The 1,268-nt window shown below is 62.1% G+C and carries 2 protein-coding genes; one reads left to right on the top strand and one right to left on the bottom strand.

The annotated features are described in order from the left end of the window. On the top strand, nt 1-409 hold a 409-nt coding region (locus ABT116_RS47480), incomplete at its 5' end, for a hypothetical protein (protein WP_351647623.1). A gap of 21 nt (nt 410-430) precedes the next feature. Here the strand turns inward: ABT116_RS47480 and ABT116_RS47475 are convergent. Beyond that, the coding region (locus tag ABT116_RS47475; RefSeq protein WP_351647621.1) for an anaerobic C4-dicarboxylate transporter family protein at nt 431-1,268 on the bottom strand (838 nt) is incomplete at its 5' end.

Here is a 1,268-nt window from a genome sequence, read left to right as displayed (position 1 = left end):
GCTCCCCGACGTCGTCGCACTCTCCAATCGTGGCGATCACGACGGTAATCGACGCGGCGACAATCCCGTGACGATGGATCCGGAGCTCATTCGCACACTGGCGGTCTCACATCGCAAGGGATTTCAGGTCGACGATCCGGATGCCGTCGCTCTCAATCAGCCGTACCTCGGCAGTTTCGAAATCATTCGAGCCGGAGCCAGATTCGCCGAATTGAGCGCCCGCGCCGCCGAAGCCGGGATCACGTTGAGCGCGGTTCAGGCCGAATTCAAACGAGAATTCCTACTGGGAGACGAACTGGCCGCCTACATCATGGAACCCGGCGTCGACTGGCCTACACCCGACGCCGAACGGGTGGACCAGCTCGCCCACGCGTGCAAGGCGAGCTGGGACCACTACCGCAACAGCTGACGTAAGACTCAGCCTCAACTCTCAGCCGAGCACCACTCCGAACAGAGCACCGGCCGCAATCGTCGTCACGGCCAAGATGATGGTCGGCAGGAAGAACGAGTGGTCGACGAGCTTGGATCCCAGCTTCGTGCTGCCCGAGAGGTCGAAGTTCGCAGCCGCGATCTGCGAACCGTTCGTCGGCAACAGATAGACACCGGCAAACGCTCCGGCCCACATTCCGCTCACCAGGCCGGGTGCAATCCCGGCTGCGAGACCGATCGGCACAATGGTCCGCGTCGCGGTCGACTGACTGGTCGTCAGTACACAGACCAGGAAGACACCGAGCGCGAAGATCCACGGCGCGGCGTTGACCCAGTCGCCGACGGTGCTCGTGATCAGCTCGGAATGGGCGCTGATGAACGTGTCCGTCAGCCATGCCAGACCGAACAGCGCGATGGCCGAGACCATACCGGCACGGAACACCGTCGACGACGGCACGTCGGCGACATTCGGGCGGCACACCAGCAGGATCAACGTGCCCACGACGAACATCAGCATTTCGATGATCGGTGTCATCCCCATCGGGGTACCGTCGGCGGCTTCGGGGCGAATTCCCTTGAACAGGCCGAATATCACGATAGCCAGGACGCCGGCCAGGAAGATCAGTGCCGCGTTTCGTCCGGTCTTCGTCGAGACGAGTTCGGTCTTGGACGCTGCACCCGGTCCGGCCAATTCGCCCGACTTCAACTTCGCCTGTATCTCCGGGTCGTCGTCGAGATCCTTGCCGAGGCGGTTGACCGCGATGGAGGAAAGGACGATGCCGACAACGGCAGCGGGGAAGGTGATCTTGATGATGTCGATGAGTTCGAAATCGTAAGGC

Source organism: Streptomyces sp. NPDC002130 (genome assembly GCF_040296465.1).
Lineage (GTDB): Bacteria > Actinomycetota > Actinomycetes > Streptomycetales > Streptomycetaceae > Streptomyces.
Note: the sequence above shows the minus strand (reverse complement) of the source record. Positions and strands in the feature narration are given on the sequence as shown.